The organism is Pantoea sp. DY-15 (genome assembly GCF_019795935.1).
GTDB lineage: Bacteria > Pseudomonadota > Gammaproteobacteria > Enterobacterales > Enterobacteriaceae > Pantoea > Pantoea leporis.
This window is the reverse complement of record NZ_JAIMIF010000004.1, coordinates 573598-580304: the sequence shown is the minus strand read 5'-3', so window position 1 is coordinate 580304 and position 6707 is coordinate 573598. Positions and strand designations below refer to the sequence as shown.

The window sequence follows — 6707 nt, the reverse complement described above, 5'->3', positions numbered from 1 at the left end:
TGTAAAACGTCATAATGAATTTCATTATGTGTTCACTCGTGAGGCTTTGATATTTTGTTGCGTCCGGAGACGCTGATATCAATCCTGCGAGTGCCCACACAGATTGTCTGATAAATTGTTAAAGAGCGTTGCGAACAGCGGCTGAGCCGCCTGTCGCGAGGTGGCGTATACTACGCTACTCTCCTTCGGAGTCAAACACTTTTTTCAGCGCTTTCATCCGGCGGGATGAATTTCTTCACTCCCAGCTGAGCCGTCTGCGTTGCCGCTTTGCCGTCTCAGTGGTGGCGCATTATAGGGAGTTATTCGGAGCTGACAAGTGCAAATTTCAAGTTTTTTGCTGTTCGCTTGAAATTTGCGCAAAAGACCCGTTTTCAGGCCTTTTTGATGCGTGCTGGCAGCTCTGCCAGACTGTTAATCACCCAATCCGCCACTGCTTCCCCTTCTGCCGTTACCGGCTTGCCACTACGCACCAGCACTTTGGTACCCACCCCCGCTGCTAACGCCGCCTGCATATCTTCTAATTTGTCGCCTACCATATAAGAAGAAGCCATATCGATATCCAGATGCTGCTGCGCGGAGAGCAACATGCCCGGCTGCGGCTTACGGCAATCACACTGCTGGCGATACGCTTCTACCGTGGCATCTGGCAAATGCGGACAGAAATAGATGCCATCCAAATCAACATCACGATCGGCCAGCGACCAATCCATCCATTCTGTGAGTTGCATAAACTGGTCTTCGGTAAACATGCCACGCGCAATGCCCGACTGGTTAGTCACCAGTACCAGCGCATAGCCCATCTTCTTTAACGCCTGTAGCGCTTCGATGGTGCCATCAATAAATTCGAAATTATCGATTTCATGAACATAGCCGTGATCAACATTCAATGTGCCATCACGATCAAGAAAAATAGCCGGGACTTTGTTCGCCACGTAGAAACTCCTGCTGAAAATGTGTCGCTAAGTATCGCATGATTGCGTATAGCGAGAGAATGGCAGTTTGAATGACTTCCATTGATTTAGCCGTCTGGATGCCTTAACATCCATCCAAATTTCGCACAGCCCTGCTGAGTGAAGCCCGATACACCACGGACTATGCAACACGATAATAAATAAACTAATGATTAAACTCGAAAATATCACCAAAGTGTTCCAGCAAGGCTCACGCACCATTCAGGCGCTGTCCAACGTCAGCCTGCACGTGCCTGCTGGACAGATCTATGGCGTCATCGGTTCCTCTGGAGCCGGTAAAAGTACCCTGATTCGCTGCGTCAATCTGCTGGAGCGCCCAACCTCCGGACGCGTGCTGGTTGATGGCCAGGAATTAACCACCCTTTCTTCTGGTCAATTGACGCTGGCACGCCGCCAGATTGGCATGATTTTCCAGCACTTTAATCTGATGAACTCCCGCACCGTCTCCGGTAACGTGGCGCTGCCATTAGAGTTAGGCAATCTTTCGCGCGAACAGATAAAGAAGCGCGTTAGCGAATTGCTGGATCTGGTGGGATTATCAGACAAGCATGATAGCTGGCCAGCGAATCTCTCTGGCGGACAAAAGCAGCGTGTTGCAATTGCCCGCGCACTGGCGAGCAATCCTAAGGTGCTGCTGTGTGATGAAGCTACCAGCGCACTGGATCCTGCAACCACGCGTTCAATTCTGGAGCTGCTTAAGGACATTAACCGTCGTCTGGGCATTACCATTCTGTTGATCACCCATGAAATGGATGTGGTGAAACGCATCTGCGATCAGGTTGCGGTGATCAGCAATGGTGAGTTAATTGAAAAAGATAGCGTGAGCGAAGTGTTTTCGCATCCGAAAACGCCGCTGGCGCAACAATTCATTCAATCGACGCTGCATCTGGATATCCCCGACGACTACCAGCAACGCATGGCGCCACAGCCAACAGCTGATAGCGTGCCGCTGCTGCGTCTGGAGTTCACCGGCAAATCGGTGGATGCTCCGCTACTGTCAGAATCGGCTCGACGCTTTAACGTTAATAACAACATCATCAGTGCGCAGATGGATTACGCCGGCGGCGTGAAGTTCGGCATCATGCTGGCTGAGATGGATGGCAGTGAAACAGATACACAAGCCGCGATTGCCTGGCTGAAAGAAAATCATGTGAAAGTAGAGGTGTTGGGTTATGTCTGAAGCGATGATGTGGTTACTGACGCGTGGCGTCTGGGAAACGCTGATGATGACCTTCGTCTCTGGTTTCTTTGGTTTTGTCCTCGGTCTTCCGATTGGCGTGCTGCTGTATGTGACGCGTCCCGGCCAGATTCTGGCCAACAACGCGCTTTATCGCGTGCTGTCCGCGCTGGTGAATATCTTCCGTTCGATTCCGTTCATTATCCTGCTGGTATGGATGATTCCATTCACCCGCGCCATTGTCGGCACCTCGATTGGCCTGCAAGCCGCGATTGTGCCGCTAACCATCGGCGCCGCGCCGTTTATTGCACGTATGGTGGAAAACGCCCTGCTGGAACTGCCAACCGGATTGATCGAAGCATCTCGCGCCATGGGCGCCACGCCGCTGCAGATCGTGCGTAAAGTCCTGCTGCCGGAAGCGCTGCCAGGTCTGGTGAATGCCGCTACAATTACCCTGATTACGCTGGTTGGCTACTCCGCAATGGGCGGAGCGGTTGGCGCAGGCGGTTTGGGCCAGATTGGCTATCAATACGGGTACATTGGCTATAACGCCACCGTAATGAACACCGTGCTGGTTTTGCTGGTTGTGCTGGTCTATTTAATCCAATTCTGTGGCGACCGCATTGTACGTGCTGTGTCCCATAAGTAAGCAAGCAACATCAATAGTCCTCTATTAAGGAAAGGATATGTCTTTTACATTTAAAAAGATTGCCGCTGTGGGTGCTCTGATTGGCGCAATTGCGTTGGCAGGATGCGATCAGAAAGCAAAAGATCCAAACCACATTAAAGTGGGTGTTATTGTCGGCGCTGAACAGCAGGTTGCTGAAACTGCAGTGAAAGTGGCGAAAGAAAAATATGGCCTCGACGTTGAGCTGGTGACCTTTAACGATTACGTGCTGCCAAACGAAGCGCTGAGCAAAGGTGATATTGACGTTAACGCCTTCCAGCACAAGCCGTATCTGGATCAGCAGATCAAAGATCGCGGTTACAAGCTGGCCATCGTAGCCAACACCTTCGTTTACCCAATCGCCGGCTACTCGAAGAAAATCAAATCACTGGATGAACTGCAGGACGGTTCACAGGTTGCTATCCCGAACGATCCAACCAACCTGGGACGTTCACTGCTGCTGCTGCAGAAAGTCGGCCTGATCAAACTGAAAGATGGCGTTGGCCTGCTGCCAACCTCACTGGATATCACTGAGAACCCGAAAAAGCTGAAGATTGTTGAGTTGGAAGCGCCGCAGCTGCCACGTTCACTTGACGATCAGCAGATCGCACTGGCGGTGATCAACACCACGTACGCCAGCCAGATTGGTCTGACGCCAGCGAAAGATGGCATCTTCGTGGAAGACAAAGATTCACCTTACGTGAACCTGATTGTTAGCCGTGAAGACAACAAAGACGCTGAGAACGTGAAGAAGTTTGTGCAGGCTTACCAATCAGACGAAGTGTCTGAAGCGGCCAACAAGATCTTCAACGGCGGCGCAGTGAAAGGCTGGTAATGTTCACCTTTCATACCTTGCAGGGCGGCTTCGGCCGCCCTTTCTTTTGCCATAAATTGCACCTGACTTGTTATTTATTGTCGTCCTTGTTTCAATAACGCCACTTTTTTATTACTTGAGGATGTTGCCATGCGTTTTTTACCGCTCTGCTTGTTAGCATTGATGCTAACCGGGTGTGTGCGCGAATATCACCCGATAAGCAGTGCTCCTTCTCGTCCGCAACAGGCATCCAGCGAACCACAACGTAAACCGACTCCACGTCCCGCGCCGGTGAAGATCTACACCGATGCGACCGATCTGGTCAGCAACCCGTTCCGCGATTTGGGCGAAGTCTCCGCTGAAGATTGCCAGAGCAGCAGCCAGGATTCGCCTCCTAACATCAACACCGCGCGCAAGCGCCTGCAGATTCGCGCAGCCGGCATGAAAGCCAACGCCGTCCTGCTGCATAAGTGCGAAATTGTCACCAGCACGCCGGGATGCTATCGCCAGGCCATTTGCCAGGGCTCCGCACTGAAAGTATCGAATCAATGAGTGAGTTTGCCTTTGCGCAAATCGGCGTAATTCGTTCGCCGTGGAAAGAGAAGTTTGCCGTCCCGCGCCAGCCCGGTCTGGTGCAGGATGGCGGCGGCGAGCTGCATCTGCTACCACCTTACAATCAGCCGGAAGCGGTGCGCGGGCTGGAAGCGTTTAGTCATTTGTGGGTGCTGTTTGTGTTCCACCAAACGATGGAAGGTGGCTGGCGTCCGACCGTGCGTCCCCCGCGCCTCGGTGGCAATGCGCGTATGGGCGTGTTTGCCACCCGTTCAACCTTCCGCCCCAATCCTATCGGCATGTCGCTGGTTGAGTTAAAAGGCATTCGCTGCGAGAAGCAGCAGGTGATCTTGCAGCTCGGCAGCCTCGATTTAGTCGATGGCACGCCGGTGGTGGATATCAAACCTTATCTGCCGTTCGCCGAAGCGCTGCCTGATGCGCGCGCCGGGTTTGCGCAGGCGGCGCCTGATGCCACCATGCCGGTGCGCTTTTCGCCGCTGGCGCAGAGCCAGCTTCAGCTGCAGCAGAAAACCCATCCGCAGCTAGCGCGTTTCATTAGCGAAGTGCTGGCACAGGATCCGCGCCCGGCTTACCGTAAAGGTGAGACGGAAGATCGTGAATATGCCGCCTGGCTACTCGACTTTAACGTGCGCTGGCGCATTGATGAGGCAGGAACCGAGGTGATCGCCCTCGATCCCCGTTAAAACCCGCTTTTGAGTGATTGATCTCGCTGGTACACTAGCCGCCAGAAAAATTTTGTCAGTTTCCTTCCGTATAACTGGAATCGTAATCAATGCGTACTACTCAATATCTGCTCTCCACTCTGAAGGAGACACCTTCCGATGCAGAAGTGATCAGCCACCAGCTGATGCTGCGCGCCGGCATGATCCGCAAACTGGCTTCCGGTCTCTACACCTGGTTGCCGACCGGGATTCGCGTGTTGCGAAAAGTTGAAAACATCGTGCGTGAAGAGATGAACAACGCCGGTGCGATTGAGATCTCCATGCCGGTTGTCCAGCCTGCCGATCTGTGGGAAGAGAGCGGCCGTTGGGAGCAGTACGGCCCGGAACTGCTGCGCATTAAAGATCGTCACGAGCGTCCCTTCGTGCTGGGTCCAACCCACGAAGAAGTGGTCACCGATTTGATCCGCAACGAGCTGAGCTCTTATAAACAGCTGCCGCTCAATCTGTATCAGATCCAGACCAAATTCCGCGATGAAGTGCGCCCGCGTTTTGGTGTGATGCGTTCACGCGAGTTCATCATGAAAGATGCTTACTCGTTCCACACCACGCAGGAATCGCTGCAGGAAACCTACGACGCGATGTACCGCGCCTACAGCCAGAGCTTCAGCCGTATGGGCCTGGATTTCCGCGCCGTACAAGCTGACACCGGTTCTATCGGCGGCAGCGCATCACATGAATTCCAGGTGCTGGCGCTGAGCGGTGAAGATGACGTGATCTTCTCCAGCGAATCTGATTACGCGGCCAACATTGAGAAAGCCGAAGCCTTAGCGCCGGCTGGCGAGCGTCCGCAGGCCACAGAAGCCATGACGCAGTTCGATACGCCAAACGCCAAAACTATCGCCGAGCTGGTTGAGCAACATCAGTTGCCGATTGAGAAAACCGTTAAGACGCTGTTCGTCAAAGCCACCGAAGAGAGCGGCCACACGCTGGTTGCCCTGCTGCTGCGCGGCGATCATCAGCTGAACGAAATTAAAGCGGAGAAGCTGGATATCGTCGCTGAACCGCTGGAGATGGCGAGCGAAGAACAGATTCGCGCGCTGCTGGGTGCCGGTCCAGGCTCGCTTGGCCCGGTCGGTTTGACCATGCCAGTGATCGCCGATCGTACCGTGGCGAAAACCAGCGACTTCTGCGCTGGCGCGAACATTGATGGCAAGCATTTGAGCGGCATCAACTGGGGACGCGATCTGCCAGAACCTCGTGTGGAAGATATCCGTAACGTAGTGGAAGGCGATCCAAGCCCAGACGGCAAAGGCACGCTGCTGATTAAGCGCGGTATCGAAGTCGGCCACATCTTCCAGCTGGGTACCAAGTATTCCGAAGCGATGAAAGCGGCGGTACAGGGCGAAGATGGTCGTAACCAGGTGATGACCATGGGTTGCTACGGCATTGGTATTACGCGCGTTGTGGCGGCTGCGATTGAGCAGAACAACGACGAGCGCGGTATCATCTGGCCTGCGGCATTGGCACCGTTTGAAGTGGCAATTCTGCCAATGAATATGCACAAATCTTTCCGTGTGCAGCAGTTGGCTGAAGAGCTGTACAACACGCTGCGTGCCAAAGGCATTGACGTGATTCTGGATGACCGTAAAGAGCGTCCAGGCGTGATGTTCGCGGATATGGAGCTGATTGGCGTGCCGCACACCATCGTAATTGGCGATCGTAATCTCGATAACGAAGAGATTGAGTACAAGGCGCGTACCGCCAGCGAGAAGCAGATGATTAAGCAACATGACATCGTCGACTTCCTGGTGAAAGCACTCAACAAGTAACGCTAAAACGCCTC

At 53.5% G+C, this 6707-nt stretch carries 7 protein-coding genes; 6 read left to right on the top strand and 1 reads right to left on the bottom strand.

Annotation, left to right across the window (positions count from 1 at the left end):
• Nucleotides 1-371: 371 nt before the first annotated feature.
• On the bottom strand, nt 372-932 hold the full coding sequence (gmhB, locus tag K5Y32_RS17755) for a D-glycero-beta-D-manno-heptose 1,7-bisphosphate 7-phosphatase (protein ID WP_110867583.1): 561 nt from the start codon (nt 930-932) through the stop codon (nt 372-374).
• A 187-nt stretch (nt 933-1119) separates the two neighbouring features.
• On the opposite strand from gmhB, the gene metN reads away from it, so the two are divergent.
• From metN to proS, 6 genes are all read left to right on the top strand, one after another.
• Nucleotides 1120-2151 carry a methionine ABC transporter ATP-binding protein MetN gene (metN, locus tag K5Y32_RS17750; protein ID WP_101762027.1) on the top strand — a complete coding sequence of 344 codons (1032 nt, stop codon included), beginning with the start codon at nt 1120-1122 and terminating at the stop codon, nt 2149-2151.
• On the top strand, nt 2144-2797 hold the full coding sequence (locus K5Y32_RS17745; protein WP_222185308.1) for a methionine ABC transporter permease MetI: 654 nt from the start codon (nt 2144-2146) through the stop codon (nt 2795-2797). Before metN ends, K5Y32_RS17745 begins: the two co-directional genes overlap by 8 nt.
• A gap of 37 nt (nt 2798-2834) precedes the next feature.
• Nucleotides 2835-3650, top strand: a complete 816-nt coding sequence (locus tag K5Y32_RS17740) for a MetQ/NlpA family lipoprotein (protein ID WP_110867582.1) — start codon at nt 2835-2837, stop codon at nt 3648-3650.
• Nucleotides 3651-3779: 129 nt separating this feature from the next.
• Nucleotides 3780-4181: an Rcs stress response system protein RcsF gene (gene rcsF, locus K5Y32_RS17735; RefSeq protein WP_101762030.1), complete on the top strand. Its 402-nt coding sequence runs from the start codon at nt 3780-3782 to the stop codon at nt 4179-4181.
• Nucleotides 4178-4885 (top strand): tRNA (N6-threonylcarbamoyladenosine(37)-N6)-methyltransferase TrmO, encoded by a 708-nt coding sequence (tsaA, locus tag K5Y32_RS17730; protein WP_192235639.1) that lies wholly within the window; start codon nt 4178-4180, stop codon nt 4883-4885. Before rcsF ends, tsaA begins: the two co-directional genes overlap by 4 nt.
• An 89-nt stretch (nt 4886-4974) precedes the next feature.
• Entirely contained in the window at nt 4975-6693 is a 1719-nt protein-coding gene (gene proS / locus K5Y32_RS17725) for a proline--tRNA ligase (RefSeq protein ID WP_222185307.1), read from the top strand.
• Nucleotides 6694-6707 lie beyond the last annotated feature (14 nt).

Bases quoted from the DNA above. Each gene is read 5' to 3' on its own strand.
- metN (WP_101762027.1), top strand. From the start codon at position 1,120: ATGATTAAACTCGAAAATATCACCAAAGTGTTCCAGCAAGGCTCACGC.
- K5Y32_RS17745 (WP_222185308.1), top strand. From the start codon at position 2,144: ATGTCTGAAGCGATGATGTGGTTACTGACGCGTGGCGTCTGGGAAACG.
- K5Y32_RS17740 (WP_110867582.1), top strand. From the start codon at position 2,835: ATGTCTTTTACATTTAAAAAGATTGCCGCTGTGGGTGCTCTGATTGGC.
- rcsF (WP_101762030.1), top strand. From the start codon at position 3,780: ATGCGTTTTTTACCGCTCTGCTTGTTAGCATTGATGCTAACCGGGTGT.
- tsaA (WP_192235639.1), top strand. From the start codon at position 4,178: ATGAGTGAGTTTGCCTTTGCGCAAATCGGCGTAATTCGTTCGCCGTGG.
- proS (WP_222185307.1), top strand. From the start codon at position 4,975: ATGCGTACTACTCAATATCTGCTCTCCACTCTGAAGGAGACACCTTCC.